General features: G+C 74.6%; 19 protein-coding genes. 10 read left to right on the top strand and 9 right to left on the bottom strand.

Features of this window, described 5'->3' with window-relative positions; genetic code table 11:
- The first annotated feature begins 74 nt into the window (after positions 1-74).
- The 3 genes from FHR36_RS07745 (at position 75) to FHR36_RS07735 (ending at position 2,568) form a co-directional block, all read left to right on the top strand.
- Entirely contained in the window at positions 75-446 is a 372-nt protein-coding gene (locus FHR36_RS07745; RefSeq protein ID WP_253795092.1) for a YbjQ family protein, read from the top strand.
- Between the two features lie 100 nt (positions 447-546).
- Complete coding sequence (locus FHR36_RS07740; protein ID WP_253795091.1) at positions 547-1,392, top strand: ATP-grasp domain-containing protein; 846 nt, start codon at positions 547-549, stop codon at positions 1,390-1,392.
- Positions 1,393-1,440: 48 nt separating this feature from the next.
- Positions 1,441-2,568 carry an FAD-dependent oxidoreductase gene (locus FHR36_RS07735; RefSeq protein WP_253795090.1) on the top strand — a complete coding sequence of 376 codons (1,128 nt, stop codon included), beginning with the start codon at positions 1,441-1,443 and terminating at the stop codon, positions 2,566-2,568.
- Positions 2,569-2,590: 22 nt separating this feature from the next.
- On the opposite strand, the gene paaE is transcribed toward FHR36_RS07735, so the two are convergent.
- From paaE to FHR36_RS07700, 7 genes are all read right to left on the bottom strand, one after another.
- Entirely contained in the window at positions 2,591-3,655 is a 1,065-nt protein-coding gene (gene paaE / locus FHR36_RS07730; RefSeq protein ID WP_253795089.1) for a 1,2-phenylacetyl-CoA epoxidase subunit PaaE, read from the bottom strand.
- Complete coding sequence (gene paaD / locus FHR36_RS07725; RefSeq protein ID WP_253795088.1) at positions 3,655-4,167, bottom strand: 1,2-phenylacetyl-CoA epoxidase subunit PaaD; 513 nt, start codon at positions 4,165-4,167, stop codon at positions 3,655-3,657. The genes paaE and paaD overlap by 1 nt, the downstream gene beginning before the upstream one ends.
- Complete coding sequence (gene paaC / locus FHR36_RS07720) at positions 4,161-5,042, bottom strand: 1,2-phenylacetyl-CoA epoxidase subunit PaaC (RefSeq protein WP_253795087.1); 882 nt, start codon at positions 5,040-5,042, stop codon at positions 4,161-4,163. The genes paaD and paaC overlap by 7 nt, the downstream gene beginning before the upstream one ends.
- A 108-nt stretch (positions 5,043-5,150) precedes the next feature.
- Positions 5,151-5,444 carry a 1,2-phenylacetyl-CoA epoxidase subunit PaaB gene (gene paaB, locus FHR36_RS07715; RefSeq protein ID WP_253795086.1) on the bottom strand — a complete coding sequence of 98 codons (294 nt, stop codon included), beginning with the start codon at positions 5,442-5,444 and terminating at the stop codon, positions 5,151-5,153.
- Positions 5,441-6,430, bottom strand: a complete 990-nt coding sequence (gene paaA, locus FHR36_RS07710; protein ID WP_253795084.1) for a 1,2-phenylacetyl-CoA epoxidase subunit PaaA — start codon at positions 6,428-6,430, stop codon at positions 5,441-5,443. Before paaA ends, paaB begins: the two co-directional genes overlap by 4 nt.
- 338 nt (positions 6,431-6,768) lie before the next feature.
- A complete protein-coding gene (locus tag FHR36_RS39850; RefSeq protein ID WP_308199223.1) occupies positions 6,769-8,712 on the bottom strand; it encodes a M20 family metallopeptidase in 1,944 nt (647 codons plus the stop codon).
- Between the two features lie 101 nt (positions 8,713-8,813).
- Positions 8,814-8,972 carry a hypothetical protein gene (locus tag FHR36_RS07700; protein WP_253795082.1) on the bottom strand — a complete coding sequence of 53 codons (159 nt, stop codon included), beginning with the start codon at positions 8,970-8,972 and terminating at the stop codon, positions 8,814-8,816.
- Between the two features lie 648 nt (positions 8,973-9,620).
- On the opposite strand from FHR36_RS07700, the gene FHR36_RS07695 reads away from it, so the two are divergent.
- From FHR36_RS07695 to FHR36_RS07685, 3 genes are all read left to right on the top strand, one after another.
- On the top strand, positions 9,621-10,556 hold the full coding sequence (locus FHR36_RS07695) for an aldo/keto reductase (RefSeq protein ID WP_253796682.1): 936 nt from the start codon (positions 9,621-9,623) through the stop codon (positions 10,554-10,556).
- Between the two features lie 48 nt (positions 10,557-10,604).
- On the top strand, positions 10,605-11,192 hold the full coding sequence (locus FHR36_RS07690; RefSeq protein ID WP_253795080.1) for a TetR/AcrR family transcriptional regulator: 588 nt from the start codon (positions 10,605-10,607) through the stop codon (positions 11,190-11,192).
- Positions 11,193-11,334: 142 nt separating this feature from the next.
- Complete coding sequence (locus FHR36_RS07685) at positions 11,335-12,288, top strand: ADP-ribosylglycohydrolase family protein (RefSeq protein ID WP_253795078.1); 954 nt, start codon at positions 11,335-11,337, stop codon at positions 12,286-12,288.
- Between the two features lie 104 nt (positions 12,289-12,392).
- Here the strand turns inward: FHR36_RS07685 and FHR36_RS07680 are convergent, their stop codons facing one another.
- The gene (locus FHR36_RS07680) at positions 12,393-12,659 is read right to left on the bottom strand and encodes a GlsB/YeaQ/YmgE family stress response membrane protein (protein ID WP_253795076.1); all 267 of its coding nucleotides are present in this window, start codon (positions 12,657-12,659) and stop codon (positions 12,393-12,395) included.
- A gap of 248 nt (positions 12,660-12,907) precedes the next feature.
- Here FHR36_RS07680 and FHR36_RS07675 point away from each other — a divergent pair, with 248 nt between their 5' ends.
- The 4 genes from FHR36_RS07675 (at position 12,908) to FHR36_RS07655 (ending at position 15,834) form a co-directional block, all read left to right on the top strand.
- Complete coding sequence (locus FHR36_RS07675) at positions 12,908-13,687, top strand: response regulator transcription factor (RefSeq protein ID WP_253795074.1); 780 nt, start codon at positions 12,908-12,910, stop codon at positions 13,685-13,687.
- Positions 13,684-15,126 carry a sensor histidine kinase gene (locus tag FHR36_RS39205; RefSeq protein ID WP_308199221.1) on the top strand — a complete coding sequence of 481 codons (1,443 nt, stop codon included), beginning with the start codon at positions 13,684-13,686 and terminating at the stop codon, positions 15,124-15,126. Before FHR36_RS07675 ends, FHR36_RS39205 begins: the two co-directional genes overlap by 4 nt.
- 112 nt (positions 15,127-15,238) lie before the next feature.
- On the top strand, positions 15,239-15,640 hold the full coding sequence (locus FHR36_RS07660; protein ID WP_253795072.1) for a hypothetical protein: 402 nt from the start codon (positions 15,239-15,241) through the stop codon (positions 15,638-15,640).
- Positions 15,637-15,834 carry a hypothetical protein gene (locus FHR36_RS07655; RefSeq protein ID WP_253795070.1) on the top strand — a complete coding sequence of 66 codons (198 nt, stop codon included), beginning with the start codon at positions 15,637-15,639 and terminating at the stop codon, positions 15,832-15,834. Before FHR36_RS07660 ends, FHR36_RS07655 begins: the two co-directional genes overlap by 4 nt.
- A 105-nt stretch (positions 15,835-15,939) precedes the next feature.
- Here the strand turns inward: FHR36_RS07655 and FHR36_RS07650 are convergent, their stop codons facing one another.
- Positions 15,940-16,812, bottom strand: a complete 873-nt coding sequence (locus FHR36_RS07650; RefSeq protein ID WP_253795068.1) for a sigma-70 family RNA polymerase sigma factor — start codon at positions 16,810-16,812, stop codon at positions 15,940-15,942.
- Positions 16,813-17,148 lie beyond the last annotated feature (336 nt).

Here is a 17,148-nt window from a genome sequence, read left to right as displayed (position 1 = left end):
GATCACCGGTGCGTCCCACCTTCTTCGGCGCGCCAGCGCCGCTCGGGCGCCCCCGGTCGGCCAGGGTGGTGGCCATGAGCAATCTCGACGACTTCGGCGGCGGGCAGCGACCCGACGACAGTGTGCTGGTGGTCACCACCAACGACGTTCCCGGGCACCGGGTGGAGCGGGTGATCGGCGAGGTGTTCGGGCTGACGGTGCGCAGCCGGCACCTGGGCACGCAGATCGGCGCGGGTTTCAAGTCGATGCTCGGGGGTGAGCTGAAGGGTTTGACGAAGACGCTGGTGGAGAGCCGCAACCAGGCGATGGAGCGGTTGGTGGAGCAGACCCGCTCGCGCGGGGGCAACGCGGTGCTGATGATGCGCTTCGACGTCACCGAGGCCGCGGATCTGGGTACGGAGATCTGCGCGTACGGGACCGCCGCGGTGATCGCTCCGATCGGCTGACCCGCTCCCGGGCCGACCTGGTCGGATAACCGGTTGACAGGCCTTCGGGCCGGTACCAGGCTCGGCCCCTGACGACCACGAACCACCGTCAGGAGCCGAGTTGAGCACCGAGCCCGTCGCGTACGTGACCTGCGGCCACCCCGAGGTCCGGGATCCGGACCTGGAGCTCGCGCTGGCGACCTTCGCCCGCCTCGGGGTCCCGGCCGAGGCGGTGGACTGGGCGGACCCGGCGGTGGACTGGAGCCGCTTCGGGCTGGCCCTGGTCCGCAGCCCATGGGACTACATCGCGCGGCGCGAGGAGTTCCTCGCCTGGGCCCGCCGGGTCTCCGCGCTGACCGTGCTGGCCAACCCGGCGCCGGTGCTGGAGCACAACACCGACAAGACGTACCTGTGGGAGCTGGCCGAGGCCGGTGTCGCGGTGGTGCCGACGGTGTGGGTGGCGCCGGGCGGGGAGCTGTCGGCGGACGCGGCGCCGTGGCCGGAGCTGGTGGTGAAGCCCACCGTCTCCTCCGGCGCCCGGGACACCGTGCGCACCACCGACCGGGCCGAGGCGGTGGCGCACGTGAAGGCGCTGACCGACGCGGGGCGCACGGCCATGGTGCAGCCGTACCTGCCGATGGTGGAGGAGGAGGGTGAGACCTCGCTGCTGTTCCTCGGCGGGCGGTTCAGCCACGCGGTGCGGCGCGGTCCGATGCTGGTCGGGCGCACCACGTTCGAGGACGTCGCCCGGGAGCCGGCGGCCGACCAGCTGGCGCTGGCCGAGCAGGTGCTGGCGGCGGTCCCGGAGCGGGACGCGTTGCTGTACGCCCGGGTGGACCTGGTGCGCACGGCCGACGGCGCGCCGGTCCTGATCGAGCTGGAGCTGACCGAGCCGCGGCTCTTCCTCGGCCACCACCCGGAGGCGGCCGAGCGCCTGGTGCGGGCGGCCGCGGCGGCGCGCCGCTGACCGGGTCAGGCCCGGGAACACCGCGCCCGGCCGAGATGTTTCACCAGCGTGACTGTTTACGGTGCAACGAACGAGTCGGCCGACACGGCTGAGTCCGCCGTCCACGAGGTCGACGTGGTGGTGATCGGCGCCGGCCAGGCCGGGCTGTCCGCCGCGTACCACCTGCGGCGGCGCGGCTTCGAGCCGTACCGCGGCTTCGTGGTGCTGGACGCCGACCGCGCCCCCGGCGGGGCGTGGGCGCACCGTTCGCCGTCCCTGCGGATGGCCACCGTGCACGGCTTCCACGACCTGCCCGACTTCGAGCTGCCCGAGCCCGACCCCGAGGCCCCGGCGCGCGAGGTGGTGCCGGGCTACTTCGCGGCGTACGAGGCCCGGCACGCGCTGCCGGTGGTGCGCCCGGTGCGGGTGCGCGCCGTCACCTCGCTGCCGGACGGCCGGCTGCGGATCGCGTCGGACGCGGGCACCTGGGTGGCGCGCGCGCTGATCAACGCGACCGGGACGTGGACCAGGCCGTTCCTCCCGCACTACCCCGGCCACTTCGCCGGCCGGCAGCTGCACTACGCCGACTACCGCGGCCCGGAGTCCTTCGCCGGGCAGCGCGTGGTGGTGGTCGGTGGCGGCGCCTCGGCGATCCAGGTGCTCTCGGAGCTGGGCGCGGTGGCCGAGACGGTGTGGGTCACCCGGAGCGAACCGGTCGTCCACGAGGGGCCGTTCACCCCGGAGTTCGGCCGCGCGGCGGTCGCCCGGGTCGAGGAGCGGGTACGCCTGGGGCTGCCGGTGCGCAGCGTGGTCAGCGTGACCGGGCTCGGCCCGAGCGTCGCCTACCGCAGGGCGCAGGCGCTCGGCGTCCTGCAGCGCCGGCCGATGTTCGACCGGCTGACCGAGCACGGCGTCGCCTGGGGCGACCGGGAGCTGCCGGTGGACGCGATCGTCTGGGCCACCGGCTTCCGGGCCGAGACCACCCACCTCGCCCCGCTCGGGCTGCGCGAGGCGGGCGGCGGGATCCGGGTGGAGGGCACCCGTGCTGCCGCGGACCCGCGCATCCAGCTGGTGGGGTACGGCCCGTCCGCGTCGACGATCGGCGCCAACCGGGCCGGGCGCGCCGCCGTCAACGAGATCGTCAAGCTGCTCGGCGACCCGGCGAAACGGCCTGTTGCCGCCACGGTCGGATCCTGAGGCCGGCCCGGGAGCGGCCGGGTCAGCGGTCGAAGTCGACGGTCACCTTGTCGGAGACCGGCCGGGCCTGGCAGGTCAGTACGTAGCCGGCCGCGACCTCCTTCTCCTCCAGGGCGAAGTTGCGCCGCATCTCCACCTCGCCGTCGCAGACCAGCGCCCGGCAGGTGCCGCAGACGCCGCCCTTGCAGGCGAACGGCAGGTCCGGCCGGGACCGCTGCGCGCCGTCCAGGATGGACCGGTCGCGCGGCAGCGACAGCGCGCTGGCGCGCCCGTCGAGCACCACGGTGACCTCGCTGGCCTCCCCGTCCACGGCCTCCTCGGGCCGCTCGGCGACCGGCTCGTCCTCGGCGTGGAACAGCTCCTGGTGGATCCGCTCGCCCGGCACGCCGAGCCCGGCCAGCAGCTCCTTGGCGCCGGTCACCATGCCGTACGGGCCGCAGAGCCAGAAGTGGTCCACGGTGTCCACGTCGACCAGCGCGGTGAGCAGGGCCTCGACCCGCTCGGGGTCGAGCCGGCCGCTGAGCAGCTCGGCGTCGCGGCTCTCCCGGGAGAGCACGTGGACCAGCTGTAGCCGGTCCAGGTGGCGGTCCTTCAGGTCGGCCAGCTCGTCGGCGAACATCACGGTGTCGCTGCGCCGGTTGCCGTACAGCAGGGTGACCCGGGAGTCGGGGTGGGCGTCCAGGACCGAGCCGGCGATCGACAGCATCGGGGTGATGCCCGACCCGGCGGCGATCAGCACGTGGTGGGCGGGCACCCCCAGCTCGGGGCTGAACAGGCCGGACGGGGGCAGCACCTCGACCGTCTCGCCGACCGCCGCGTCCCGCACCAGCCAGCGCGAGAACAGCCCGCCGGGCACCTCCCGCACGGCGATCCGCAGGCTGCCGCCGACCGGCGAGCAGAGCGAGTACGAGCGGCGCTCGTCGGCGCCCTCGACCATCCGGCGCAGGGTGAGCGTCTGGCCCGGACGGAAGGCGAACTCCTCGGCGAGGCCGTCGGGCACCGCGAAGGTGACCGCCACCGCGTCCTCGCAGAGCGGCTCCAGCACCGCGATGGGCAGCTCGTGGAACGTCGGTCGGCGGACGGCCATCAGATCTCCTTGATCCGGTCGAAGGGCTCGCGGCAGCTGCGGCAGCGCCAGAGGGACTTGCAGGCGGTGGAGCCGAAGCGGGAGAGCTCCTCGGTGTCGGTGGAACCGCACTGCGGGCAGGTCACCGCCCGCCGGGTGGGGCCGAGCGCGAGCGCGGTCGGCCCGGTGGACTGCCCGGGGTGGGCGCCGGCGGGGCCCGGCGGGGCGATGCCCGCCTCGGCGAGCTTGCGCAGGCCCTCGGCGCTGATCCGGTCGGTCGACCACGGCGGGTCCAGCCGCAGCCGGACCGCCACCTCGCCGTACCCGGCCGCCCGCAGCCGGGAGTCGACGTTGGCGGCCATCTCGGCGACCGCCGGACAGCCCGAGTAGGTCGGGGTGATCCAGGCGGTCACCGTACCGTCCTGCTCGCTCACCTCGGCGAGGATGCCGAGGTCGGCGAGGGTGAGCATCGGCAGCTCGGGGTCGGGCACGGCGGCCGCGACCTCCCAGGCGGCGGAGGCGGTGCCTACCATGTCGCACCCGGGTGGGCGCGGGCCACCACCTGCAGTTCGGCCAGCAGCGGGCCGAGCGCCTCGGTGTGGACGCCGTGGCGGCCGCCGCGGCCGTTGACGAAGGCGCGCGGCTGCGCCGTCGGGACGGCCAGGGTGGCTTCGGCGATCATCGCCGCGAGCGAGGCCAAAACCGGCTCGCGCAGCTCCGACGGGTCCACGCCGAGCCGCAGCTCCACCTCGTGCGGGGTGAACAGCTCGTCCAGCCACGGCCAGAGGGCGTCCAGCGCGGCCTGCATCCGCCGGGCGGACAGCTCGGTGCCGTCACCCAGCCGCAGCAGCCACGACCCCGCGTACTCGATGTGGTACGCCAGCTCCTTCACGCTCCGGGCGGCGACCGCGGCCAGCACCCGGTCCGGGTGCGTGGCCAGCCGCTCGTACAGGGCGTGCCGGGCGGTCGCGAACAGCAGCAGCCGGGCGACGCACTCGGCGAAGTCCCCGTTCGGCAGCTCGACCAGCCGGACGTTGCGGAACTCCTGCTCCTCGCGCAGGTACGCGAAGTCGTCCTCGGTGCGCCCGCTGCCGTCGGCCTGGCCGGCCCGGGTCAGCAGGTGGCGGGCCTGGCCGAGCAGGTCGAGGCCGAGGTTGGCGAGCGCGACCTCCTCCTCCAGCTCCGGGGCGCAGGTGACCCACTCGATCAGCCGCTGGGAGAGCACCAGCGCGTCGTCACCGAGCAGCTGGCAGTAGACGGCGAGGTCGGCGCCGTCGACACCGGCCGGCAGCGCGGTGTCCACACCGAGCAGCGGGTCGGTGAACCCGGTGCCGTAGGCCCAGCGGGCCTCGCCCTCGGGCTCCGGGCCCGCCTCGGCGAGGGAGAGGTAGACGTGGTCGTCGGTCATCTCGGCATCCATCCCTGGCTCGGAATCCCGGCTCCGGCAATCCCGGTCCCGGGGATCGCGAGCCGTCGAAATCCGCGGTGTCGGGATCCCGGTCTCGGAATCCGTGGCTCAGATGTGCGGGACATCCTCGGGGATGTCGTAGAAGGTCGGGTGGCGGTAGACCTTGTCACCGCTGGGGGCGAAGAACGGGTCCTGCTCGTCCGGGGTGGAGGCGCAGATCGCGTCCGAGCGCACCACCCAGAGGCTGACGCCCTCGTTGCGCCGGGTGTACAGGTCGCGGGCGTTCAGCAGGGCCATCCGGTCGTCGGCGGCGTGCAGCGAACCGACGTGCACGTGGTTCAGCCCGCGCCGCGGCCGGACGAACACCTCGTACAGCGGCCAGCCGGCCTTGTTCTCGGTCACTGCGCGCTCCGCCTCTTCTTCTCCGCGTGGGCCAGGGCCGCTTCCCGGACCCAGGCACCGTCCTCGTGGGCGGCCCGGCGGCGCTCGACGCGCTCCGCGTTGCAGGGGCCGTTCCCCTTGATCACCTGCTTCAGCTCCGACCAGTCCGGCTCGCCGAAGTCCCAGCCGCCGCGCTCCTCGTTCCAGGCCAGCGCCGGGTCCGGGAGGGTCACGCCCAGGTGCTGGGCCTGCGGGACGGTCATGTCGACGAAGCGCTGCCGCAGCTCGTCGTTGGTGTGCCGCTTGATCCGCCACGCCATCGAACGCTCGGTGTTCGGCGAGTCGCCGTCCGGCGGGCCGAACATCATCAGCGACGGCCACCACCAGCGGTCCACCGCGTCCTGCACCATCGCGCGCTGCGCCTCGGTGCCGCGCATCAGCGTCATCAGCAGCTCGTAGCCCTGCCGCTGGTGGAAGGACTCCTCCTTGCAGATCCGCACCATCGCCCGGGCGTACGGCCCGTAGCTGCAGCGGCACAGCGGCACCTGGTTGCAGATCGCCGCGCCGTCCACCAGCCAGCCGATCACGCCCACGTCGGCGAAGGTCAGCGTCGGGTAGTTGAAGATCGAGGAGTACTTCTGGCGGCCGTCGATCAGCTTCTCGGTCAGCTCCGCCCGGTCGACCCCGAGGGTCTCCGCCGCCGCGTACAGGTACAGGCCGTGGCCGGCCTCGTCCTGCGCCTTGGCCAGCAGGATCGCCTTGCGCCGCAGCGAGGGCGCCCGGGTCAGCCAGTTGCCCTCCGGCTGCATGCCGATGATCTCCGAGTGGGCGTGCTGCGCGATCTGCCGCACCAGCGTGGCCCGGTACGCCTCGGGCATCCAGTCCCGCGGCTCGACCCGCTGGTCGGCACCGACCACTGCCTCGAAGCGATCCTCGAGCGCGCGCTCGCCGGAATCCGTCGCAGTCACTTCCACCCACCTCCCGACTGACCGTTCGGTCGGTTCCATTGTGTACGGCGCGGCGCCGCTCTGACAAGGCACGGATCACCGCACTTCGCCGCGGGTCGCCCGGGGAGGCTCCAAGGGCGCTGCGGATCACTGCGGGGCTGCGGGGGGCTGCGGGGGTGCTGCGGGGACTGCGGGCGCTGCGGGGGTGCTGCCGGTCTCCGGGCGGGCCCCTCTCCGGAGATCCGTCGCCCAGTGGTCAGGCCGCGTCCGCGAACGCGTTCCGGACCACCTGCCGGTCGACCCCCCGGCAACTCCACCGTTGCCGACACCGCGGGCGTCGCGGGCGGCGCGGCTGCGCTCAGGACCGACCCTCGCAAGCCGACCTCACGGCCCCGTTCTCAGCTCCGACCCCGCAGGCGGGGCAGCGGGACGGCCAACAGGCCCGCCAGCAGCGCGATCCGGGGCGCCAACTGGTCGACCCGGATGTGCTCGTGGCGCGCGTGCGGACCGGCGCCGACCGCGCCGAGGCCGTCCAGGGTCGGCAGGCCGCGGGCACCCGCCAGGTTGGTGTCGCCGGCCCCGCCGGCCGGTGCGCCGTCCAACTGCTGACCGAGCACCGCCGCGAGCGAACGGACGTGCCGCAGCAGCGGGTTGCCGCTCCGCTCGGGCCAGGTCGGCCGGCTGGACAGCACCTCGGTCCGGATCCGCGCCCCCGGCCGGAGCGCGGTGAGGTGGGCGAGGGTGTCGAGGGTGCGGCGCTGCGCCTCGGCGCTGGCGAAGCGCAGGCCGAGCTCCGCCTCCGCCCGACCGGCGATGACGTTGGCGCGGGTACCGCCGGTGATCCGGCCGGTGTTGAGTTCCGTCCCGGGCTGGCGGGTCAGTCCGCGGACGGCCACCAGCTGGTCCACCAGCTCGTCGACCGCCGACACGCCCTCGGCGGCGTCGTTCCCGGCATGGGCCTCGCGGCCGGTGACGGTGAGCCGGACCCGGCTCGACCCGCGCCGGGCGGTCTTCAGCCGCCCGTCGGGGTGGGCCGGTTCCAGACCCAGTACCGCCGCGGCGCCCGCGAGTTGACGTTCGAAGAGCCGACGGCCGTCCGGGCTGCCGACCTCCTCGTCCGCGACCACCACCAGCCTGACCGGGCAGTACGGCCGCTGTCCGAGGTCGGCGAGCAGCGCGAACGCGCCCTCCAGCAGGGCCAGTCCGGCCTTCATGTCCAGCACGCCGGGACCGCTGAGCCGGCCCTCGCTCTCCTCGACCGGCCAGTCCGCGAGGGTGCCGGCCGGCCAGACGGTGTCGTGGTGCCCGACCACCAGCAGGTGCGGCAGGTCCTCGCGTTCGCCCGCCCACTCCATGACCAGGTGGTCACCGGCCGGACCGGGCTCGCGGCGCACGGTCGCACCGGTGGCGGCGAAGCCCGCGCCGAGTTCCTCGGCGAGGGCGTTCAGCCGCGGCGCATCGCCGGACGGCGACTCCATCCGCGCCAGGTCCGCGCACCGGCGCCGCACGGCTCCGGCCAGCGTACGGGCGCGCGTGCTCAGCGCCTGCGGCAGGCCGGGCAGCGCGGCGGTGACGGCCACATCCACGGCGTCGGCGGGGTCGGCTGGTACGGCGGGTGGTGCCGCGGACGCACCGCGGGTCGACGCGGAGGCGGACGTGGTCGCGGTCGCGGTCGCCTTCGCGGTGACGGCGGCGGCCTTGAGCACGGGGGTACCGCTGGTCGGCGTGACCGCCGGCGGCGCGGCCGACCTGCCGACCGACACGGTTCCGGTCCGAACCGTCGGGGCGCCGGCGGCGGAGGTCGTGGCGCGCACGGCAGGGGTGGAGGGAGTGGCCGGAGCGGCAGCGGCACGGGTGACTGATCCGAGTCCGCCGGTGGTGGCCCGTACCGAGGGGCTCGCTCCGGCGGCGGCCCGGCCGGCGGGGGCCCCGGCGACGGGCCGGACCACGGGGGTCGTCGCCCCGGACGTGCGGGTGGCGACGGCGCCGGCCAGGGCCCCGCCACGCAGAATCGGGGCGCCGGCGGCGCGTATCGCCGGAGTGTTCGGCACGGCAGTCCGAGCAGGAGCGGCGGCGACCCGGCCAGCGGTGGCGGTGGCAGCGGCGGTGGCGTTCGGGTCGGACTCGGTGACCGCGACGGCGGCGTCCTCGTCGGCAGTGGCGATCGAGGCGCGGGCGGCGGACGCGGTGTCGGCGGCGGCTGCGATGGCGGCGGCGTGCGGGTCCGGAGCGGGTGAGGCTATCGCGGGGAGGGCGTCAACGGCGGCGGCGTCGGGCGCGCCGGGGGTGACGGACGATCCGTCGGCCGGTGAGGGATGGTCTCCTTCGGGTGAACCGTCCACGGCGGCACGCTCGGTCGCATCCCGGGTTCCGGTGGACCCTCCGGCGGGGCCCGAGGGGGTACCCGCGGGGGTGCCCGCGGCGGGGGCGACGGTGTTGGCGCTCACCGGGCACCTCCGGCGCTGCTCGGCGGGAGGACGTCGACCGGGCCGGTGGCCGCGAGGGCGGTGACGGCCGCGAAGGAGACGGTCGGGGGCAGTGCGTTCGAGCGGAGTGCGCGGCCGGCGGCTGCGAGCCCGCGGCCCGGTGTCGGAGTGGGCAAGGTCAGATGGTGCGACCTCGGGCTGGGCAACACTGCGTCCTCCTCGCTCGGTCCGGAGACCCCGGCTCGGCCCGGGGCCCGTGGACGTCGACCTCCTCGGCGCGGTGCTACCGGGCACCGGGCGCAGGGCGGCCGAGAAGCGAGCCTAGAAGATTCGTTCGTCTCCCTGCGAGGTGGCCCGGCAGTCCGCCCGCCGGTTCCGGACCCGGGGGCGCACGCCCGGCGGACGGAGTCCTCCGGGGCGCGTACGGCACCCAGGGCCTGGTGCGGCGAGCTGGGGCGTGACCGGGTGATCACGCCTGACTCAACGATGGACCCGGAACGGCGCTTCGGCAGCGCGAATCGCCTGCTCCCGACCGAAGCACGCCTGATGAGTGACGTCGGATCAGCCTTTGGTACCAGTCGCGCGATGGCGGAGGCGGGCTGACCATCGACGCCCATCGAATGACAGATATTGAAATCTGTCATTCGACATGCCATAGTTGAAACACGTCAGCCCCCTCTCAGACATCACCATCCCGGGAGCACCCTGTGACCAGCACCACACCTGCCGCCACCACCGACCTGACAAACTCCAGCCGCCGCGCCGTCCCCACCACCACCCTCGGCACCACCGGCCCGACCACCTCCGCATTCGGCCTCGGCCTGATGGGCATGTCCGACCTCTACGGCCCGTCCGACGAGGCGGAGTCGATCGCCACCGTCCACGCCGCCCTCGACGCGGGCGTCACCCTGCTCGACACCGGCGACTTCTACGGCATGGGCCACAACGAGCTGCTGCTCCACGACGCCCTGCGCGGCCGCAGCCGCTCGGACGTGCAGATCAGCGTGAAGTTCGGCGCCCTGCGCGGACCGGACAACTCCTGGCTCGGCTACAACACGAGCCCGGCCGCCACCAAGGCCGCCCTCGCCTACAGCCTGCGCCGCCTGCGCACCGACTACATCGACGTCTACCGTCCGGCCCGGCTGGACCCGAACGTCCCGATCGAGGAGACCGTCGGCGCCATCGCCGACCTGGTGAAGGCCGGCTACGTCCGCCACATCGGCCTCTCCGAGGTCGGCGCCGACACCCTCCGCCGCGCCGCCGCCGTCCACCCGATCAGCGATCTGCAGATCGAGTACTCGCTGATCTCCCGCGGCCTGGAGGCGGAGGTGCTGCCCACCGCCCGCGAGCTCGGCATCGGCATCACTGCCTACGGCGTGCTCTCCCGCGGACTGCTCAGCGGCCACTGGCGGGCCGACCGTGAGGTCGTGGCCACCGACTTCCGCGGCTTCAGCCCGCGCTTCCAGGGCGACAACCTGACCCACAACCTGGCCCTGGTCGAGGCGTTGCGCGCGGTGGCCGACGCCAAGGGCGCGTCGGTGGCACAGGTGGCGATCGCCTGGGTCGCGTCGCGCGGTTCGGACATCGTGCCGCTGGTCGGCGCCCGTCGCCGCGACCGTCTGACCGAGGCGCTGGGCGCGCTCGACGTGGTGCTCACCGCCGCCGACCTGGCCGCGATCGAGGCCGCGGTGCCGAACGGGGCGGCCGCCGGTGACCGGTACGCTGCCGCACAGATGGCCCACCTGGACAGCGAGCGCTGAGCTGCCCCCGGCCGGCACCACCGACCCAGCACCGAAGGACGTCCCGCCGTGACCACGGACAGCACCCTCACCCCCGAGCAGATCCTGACCGCGGCCGAGGACGTCCTGCGGAGGTACGGGCCGGCCAAGGCCACCGTGGTGGACATCGCCCGCGCCCTCGGCGTGAGCCACGGCAGCGTCTACCGTCACTTCCCCAGCAAGGCCGCGCTGCGCGAGGCGGTGACCCAGCGCTGGCTGGACCAGGCGCACGAGGCGCTGGCCGCGATCACCGTCGAGCGCGGCCCCGCGCCGGAGCGGCTGCACCGCTGGCTGGCCACCCTGTTCGCCGCCAAGCGCCGCAAGGCGCTGGAGGACCCGGAGCTGTTCGCCACCTACCTCACCCTGGTCGGCGAGCTGAGCAGCACCGTGGACGCCCATCTGGAGACGCTGACCGGCCAGATCGCGGTGATCATCCAGGACGGCATCCACCAGGGCGAGTTCCGCCCCACCCACGTCGGCACGGCCGCCCGCGCCGTCTTCCAGGCGACCGCTCACTTCCACGACCCGGTCCACTCCGCCGAGTGGAGCGGCCCGCGCGCCGACCAGGACTTCGATGCCGTCTGGTCCCTCCTCCTCCACGGCCTCCGCACCGCCTGACCGGAACCGGCAGAGCCGCCGGAGCCACGCGCGCCTGCCGGAGGCCGATCGTGGAACGAGGCCGGCGCGGCTAATTCCCTCGCGTCGGACGGTGGCCCGGCGGGAGAATCCGGGGAGAAGTCATTCTCACCTGGAGTACGACATGCCGGTCCCCACGCCCACCCCGGCCCTGGACAGCCTGCAGGGCCTCGCCCTCGGCGATGCCTTCGGCGACCGCTGGTTCCACCCGCGGGTGGACGAGGCGTCGGCGGAGTATGTGGCCCGTATCCCCCGCCGCGCCCCGTGGGGGTGGACGGACGACACCGCGATGGCCCTGGTCCTGGTCGACCACCTGCGCCGCCACGGCCGGGTCGACCAGGACGGGCTGGCGCGGGAGTTCGCGGCGGCGTACACGGCGGATCCGGCGCGCAAGTACGGTCCGTCGATGCATCAGGTGCTGCGGCGGATCCACCGGGGCGAGGACTGGCGGGCGGTCACGTCCGGGATGTTCGGCGGCCAGGGCTCGCACGGCAACGGTGCCGCGATGCGGGTGGCGCCGCTCGGCGCCTGGTTCGCGGACGACCTCGACCGGGCCGCCGAGCAGGCCGCCCTCTCCGCCGCTGCCACGCACTTCCATCCGGAGGCGGCGGCCGGCGCGGTCGCCGTTGCGCTGGCGGCGGCGCTGGCCGTACGCAGCCGGGGCGGCGCGGCCCCGGAGCGGGCGGCGTTCCTCACCGCGGTCGCCGAGCGGCTGCCGGAGAGCGACGTGCGGTCGGGCGTGCGGATCGCGGCCGGGCTGCCGGCGGGTACGAGCGTGCGGCATGCGGCGGTCGTGCTGGGGTCCGGCTACCTGGTCTCGGCGCCGGACACCGTGCCGTTCGCGCTGTGGTGCGCGGCCGGGGCCCTGGACTCGCTGCCCGAGGCGCTGTGGGTGACCCTCGGCGGTTGGGGCGACATGGACACCACCTGCGCGATCGCCGGCGGCGTGGTGGCCGCGCGCACGGGTCTGGCCCAGGTGGAGCCGGGTTGGCTGGCAGCCTGCGAGCCCCTCCCGACCTGGACGGCCACGCCCTCGACGCCCACCGGGACTCCCCCAGCTGCGAGGACTACGGCCTGAACGGCCCGTACGGCACGGCGGCGGACCGCCCGCGGAGACGTACTCCTCGGGCGGCCCGCCGCTGTCGCGTCACGTCCGCCGCCGACGGCCGCCGGCGGGCGCGGTCAGTTCCTGGAGTTACCGAAGACGATCCGGTAGGCGATCAGGAGGACCAGGGCGCCGGCGATCGCGGAGATCCAGGTCGCGGGGTCGAAGAAGTGGGCGGAGATGGACTTGTGCAGCACCTTGGAGGCCAGCCAGCCGCCGACGAACGATCCGGCGATGCCGATCAGCGTGGTGATGATCAGACCGCCCGGGTCCCGGCCGGGCAGCAGGAACTTCGCGATGGCCCCGGCGACCAGGCCGAGGAGGATCCAGCTGATGACACTCATACCCGTTGTCCTGCCCTTGGATGTCCTGGGCGAATCCGCATCCGCCCCACGCCGGGTGGGACGCCGCCGCCACCCGCCCGGTTCCGGCCGTCCGAACCGCAGGGCGCCTCAGCCGACCTGAGTACCCGTCGCCCGGGCCGTCTCGACCAGTACCTGCGCGGCAAGGGCAGGCCCGCACGCGGAGAGGACAGGCACCCGTCGCGCCCCGGGGCTTCGCCCGCCGGGGACGGCATGAGAGGGTCTGCCGCATGAACGGAAGCGGGCACACCGGCCGGGTGCTGGTGGTGGACGACGATGCCGCGATCCGCCGTTCGCTGGAGCGCGGGCTGCGGCTGAGCGGGTTCGCGGTGGAGGTGGCGGAGGACGGCGCGTCGGCGCTGGCCCGGTTGGCCGCCGCGCCGCCGGACGTGCTGGTGCTGGACGTGTCGATGCCGGGCATCACCGGCACCGAGGTCTGCCGGACGCTGCGGGCGCGGGGGGACGAGACCCCGGTGCTGATGCTCTCCGCGCTGGACGAGCTGGCGGACCGGGTGGCGGGGCTGCAGGCCGGGGCGGACGACTACCTGGTGAAGCCGTTCGCCCTGGAGGAGCTGGTGCTGCGGCTGCACGCGCTGCTGCGCCGCCGTCCGCCGCAGCCGTCCGACCGGCTGCTGGTCGGTCCGCTGGCCATCGAGCCGGCGACCCGCCGGGCGACCCGGGACGGCGTCGAGCTGCACCTGACCCGGCGGGAGTTCGAGCTGCTCACCCAGCTGGCCCGGAACCCCGGCATCGTGCAGTCCCGGGAGCTGCTGCTGGACCGGGTCTGGGGCTACGACTTCGACGTGCGCAGCGACGCCGTGGACACCTTCATCAGCTATCTGCGTCGCAAGCTGGAGGCGGGCGGCCGGCCGCGGCTGATCCACACCGTGCGCGGGGTGGGCTTCGTACTGCGGCTGCCGGACCCGCCGCAGGACCCGCTGCAGGGCCAACCGCAGGACCCGCCGCAGGGCCCGCGGCCGGCCCCGGACGCCGGGGAGGGGTCCCGGTGAAGCTCTCCACCCGGATCGCGCTGTCGGCCGCCGTGCTGGTGCCGCTGCTGGTGGTGGCGGCCGGGCTGCTGCTGCTCCCGCTGGTCGACGCCGATCTGCGCGGCCACCAGGACTCCCGGCTGAACGACCGGGCGGCCGCGGTGCTGCCGAACGTCCGGTCGCTGCTGTCGGCGGACAACCGCGGGCGGCCCAAGGTCGAGCAGAACCAGCAGCGCAAGGTGGTCGACTCGGCCCTGGACGCCGGGGTCCGGGTGGCGTCGCAGGACGGCACGGTGCTGCTGGCGGTCGGCCCGCAGCCGGCCGATCCGACGCTGCTGCCGGCCGCGCCCGGCGGTCCGGTGACCGTCCGGGAGAAGGGCGAGGCCTGGCGGGTGCTGGCCGTCCGGGTGGACAGCGGATCGGCCACCGGCACGCTCTGGGTGGTCGCCCCGTCCGCGGAGGCGGAGGCCGAGGCCAAGACCGTCCGGCGCCGGGTGCTGCTGGTCGCGCTGGTGGCCGCGCCGATCTCCGGGCTGATCGCCTTCGGGCTGGCCGAGCGGGCCACCGTCTCGCTGCGCCGGCTCAGCCGCCGGGCGGCCGAACTGGACCCGCGGGCCGGCGCCGCCGCCTTCGCCCACGGCCGGACGGGCACCACCGAGGTGGACGAACTGGCGGGTGCCATCGCCCTGCTGCTCTCCCGCTACGACGAGCAGGCCGCCCGAACCGCCCAGGCGCTGGACACCGCGCGATCTTTCTCCTCGGCCGCCTCGCACGAGCTGCGCACCCCGATGATGAGCCTGCGCACCAACCTGGACGTGCTCGCCGCCCATCCCGACCTGCCGCCGGACGAGCACGCCGACGTGGTCCGGGAGCTGCGCGAGGACCACACCCGGATGCTGGACCTGCTCACCGCGCTGGCGGCGCTGGCCCGCGGCGACCTGGTCGAGGTGTCGGCGTTCGGGTCGGTGGACCTCGCGGAACTGGTCGACGCGGCGGTCACCGAGGCCGCCCGGCGCCACCCGGAGGCGGCGGTCGTGGCGGACGTCCCGGCCGAGCTGCGGGTCTTCGGCTGGGACTCCGGCCTGCGGATCATGCTGGCCAACCTGCTCGGCAACGCCGCCGTGCACGGCCGCACCGCCGACCGGCCCGCCCGGATCACCGTACGGCTGCGCGCGGAGGGCGCGTCCGCCGTCCTGACCGTGGACGACGCCGGCCCCGGCATTCCGCCGGCCGAACGGGAGGCGGTGTTCCAGCGCTTCCACCACCGTCCCGGCAGCCCCGGATCCGGCCTCGGCCTCACCCTGGTCGCCCAGCAGGCGGCGCTGCACCGGGGATCGGTGCAGGCCCTGGCGGTGCCGGACGGACCCGGGTGCCGGCTGGAGGTCCGGCTGCCGCTGCCCCGACCGGACGCTCCGACCGTCGAACTGCCGGCCCGCCGGGACTGGATCTCCGGCCGCTGAACCGGAAGCTCCGAAGATCTCCGCCGGATCACAGGGAATCCACAAGAAGGGTCCCTACATTCCTGTCCGGTCGGTCCCGAGCCGACCGACCGGCATCGGAGAAGGGGAACCCATGCTCAAGAACCGCAAGGCCGCCGCCCTCGGCGTCCTCGTCCTGGCGGGCTCGCTGCTCGCCGCCGCTCCCGCCCAGGCGGCGAGCCCCAGCGCCAAGCCCACCCCGACCGGGGACGGCGCCAAGGCGATCTGCAAGCGCCTGCCGAAGACCCAGGAGCACGTCGGCAAGGCCCTCGACCGCCTGGGCGGCGACGCCACCGTGGTGGGCTCGGTCGCCCGCCTCGAGCAGCGCGTCACCAACGCCAAGACGGCCGGCCACACCGAGATCCAGACGTACCTCAACGACCGGCTGACCTTCCGCAAGAGCCTGGTCACCACCCTGCAGACCCGCCAGAACGACCTGAAGGCGGTCGCCACCTGGTGCGCCGCGCAGGGCCAGTCCACCGGGTCCGGCAAGTGATCCGCCGGACTGCCGCCGGCGCCGCGGTCCTCGCGATCGCCGCGGCCGCCCTGCTGACCGCCTGCGGCCCGAGCGGCAGCGGCGCGGCCCCGGCCAAGCCGGACGACGCGCAGGTCCAGCAGATGCAGCAGGCGGTGGACGGCGCCGAGAGCGCCGCCGCCCAGGCGGACGACGACGCCACCAAGGACAACTGACCCACCCGCTGTCCCACCCGCTGTCCCACCCGCACCGGCCCGTCCTCCCGCACCGGAGGACGGGCCGGTCGCGTTCCCGCTGCGGCCCCGAGCCACCGGCGGGACTCAGAGCTTCGACAGGTCCAGCGTCGCGAGCCGCTCCGGGTCGGCGAGGATGTAGATCTCGACGATCCGCCCGTCCCGGATGGTCAGGCCCATCACCGACCTGGCCGGGCCGTGCTCCGGCAGGGCCACCATGCCCGGCAGGCCGTTGACCAGCACCCGCCGGGACAGCAGCGCCCCCTGGCGGAACATCAGCGCCTGGTTGGCGACCAGCGCCGCGCCGCGGAGCATGCTGGTCACGCCGGTGTCCACGCGCAGCACCACGTCGGGGTCGAGGAGCGCGACCAGGGCGTCGAACTCGCCGCCGCGGGCTGCTGCCAGGAAGGCGTCCACCACTTCGGCCTGGCGGGCCAGGTCGCCGTCCGGCACCTCGACGCCCTGGACCCTCCGGCGGGCGCGGCTGGCGAGCTGGCGGGTGGCGGCGGGGGACTTGTCGACGATCGGCGCGATGTCCTCGAACGGGACGGCGAACATGTCGTGCAGCACGAAGGCGAGTCGCTCGGCCGGGGCGAGGGTGTCGAGGACGACCAGCAGGGCGAGGCCGACCGAGTCGGCGAGCAGCGCCTCCTGTTCGGGGTCGACGCCGTCCGGGTTGCTGATCACCGGCTCGGGTACATGGCCGACCACCGGTTCGAGCGGGTCCTCGCGCCGCGAGGTGCGGGTGCGCAGCATGTCGAGGCAGACCCGGCCGACGACGGTGGTCAGCCAGGCGGCGAGGTTGCGCACCTCGGTGGTGTCGGCGCGGTCCAGCCGGAACCAGGCCTCCTGGACGGCGTCCTCGGCCTCGCTCAGCGATCCCAGCATCCGGTACGCGACCGCGCGCAGCTGTCCGCGTTCCGCCTCGAAGCGCTCGGCCAGCAGCTCGTTCCGTTCCATCACCCGTACTCCCCCATCGGTGACCAGCCGCCCCGGCGGAGCGGTCTTCTGACCCTAGATCACGCCCGCCCGGCCGGGTCAACGGCCCGCGCCCGAGCGGTGGACGTCACTTGACTCCCGTCGGCCCCGTCGTGAACGATCAGGGTATGAAGCCCGGCACCATCCTGGTCTGCCGCCTGCACGTCGATCTGCGACGCCAGGCGAGCGACATGTGTGCCCGCTGACGCTTTCCTCCCGCCCCGTGCCGATCCCCGGGGCCTGATCCACCCGATCGACCCTCTTCGTCCCACGTCCCACGTCCCACGTTCCGTGCGCCGTGCCGCGCGGCCGCCTCCG

The sequence above is a fragment of the Kitasatospora cinereorecta genome, assembly GCF_024172095.1.
Lineage (GTDB): Bacteria > Actinomycetota > Actinomycetes > Streptomycetales > Streptomycetaceae > Kitasatospora > Kitasatospora cinereorecta.
The sequence above is the reverse complement of the archived record's forward strand: the minus strand, read 5'-3'. Positions and strand labels throughout refer to the sequence as shown.